The organism is uncultured Polaribacter sp., from assembly GCF_947500975.1.
GTDB lineage: Bacteria > Bacteroidota > Bacteroidia > Flavobacteriales > Flavobacteriaceae > Polaribacter.
In genome coordinates this window covers 1-1,087 of sequence record NZ_CANMUE010000038.1, presented here as the reverse complement: position 1 = coordinate 1,087, position 1,087 = coordinate 1, and the positions used below count along the sequence as shown (strand labels likewise).

At 27.7% G+C, this 1,087-nt stretch carries 1 protein-coding gene; it reads left to right on the top strand.

Annotated elements, in window-relative coordinates; all coding sequences use genetic code 11:
- Positions 1 to 87 precede the first annotated feature (87 nt).
- Positions 88 to 876, top strand: a complete 789-nt coding sequence (locus Q0733_RS12915; RefSeq protein ID WP_298782743.1) for a hypothetical protein — start codon at positions 88 to 90, stop codon at positions 874 to 876.
- The last annotated feature ends 211 nt before the right edge of the window (positions 877 to 1,087 follow it).

Sequence of the window (1,087 nt, the reverse complement as noted above, 5' to 3'; positions counted from 1 at the left end):
GTAAGAAATATTTACTTACATTTACAACACACAACAAAACATAAACCGCATTAAAACGACGGTTTATCCAGAACGTTAGCACCAATTATGAAATCGAGCACTTTAATAATATTTCTACTTTTATTTGGGTTATTTTATTCTTGCAATGAAAAACCTAAAAATAGGAAAGCGGAATTTATTGAAAGTAAATTATTTGGAAATGTAAAAAGTGTCGAAACAAAAACTTTTGAAAATGATACTTTAAAATCAAGAGTATTGGAATTTTATGGAGAAAACGGAATAATTGAAAAAGAAGAAACCCATTTTGAACCTAATTTATCTTCTATTGTTAGACTTTACGAATATGACAATAGGAATAGATTAATAAGAGAACAAATTATAACAGATGGAGATTCAACCTTTTCGAGTAAATATTCATACAATAATCTCGGACTTGAAAAAAAAGAAGAATCTTATTTAAATAAACTTCAAACGGTTACAGAATTTAAACTTGATAGTTTCGGAAAAACTATTGAAAAGAAATTTGGATATGTGGACACAAATGGATTTAGGAATTGGGAATATGAATACCCTAATGAAAACACAACTCTGACAAAAGAATTTTTTAAAAGTAATTCGCCTGGAAAAATAACTGAATTGAAAATTTTCCCTCGAGAAAATAAAAAAGTTAAGACTACGAAATATTCGTTTCCAACATCAGAATCAAAAGAAATTTTCTATCATAATAACTTGGGAAATCAAGTAAAAATGGAAAAGTATTATAATGGAAAATTGACAGAAAGCAAAAGCATTACGTATGAATTAGACTTGAATCAAAATTGGATAAAGTCAGAAAGTGAATTGACAAGAAAAGAAAGAATTATAGAATATTACTAAAAAAATAACAGGTGCTAACACCGTATATAATTTATTGCTAGTTCTAGCCTACTTACGAAAATCCTCGCGGATTTTCTATTCCGTTTTTATTTGCTAAATTATGTACTTAAACACGCAACAAACCATATACAAACCGTTGTAATTTATTGTTCAGAAAAACTGAAACGCTTGAAAAAACAGCAAAATGAAATTGTACGAATGAAAGCTGAAA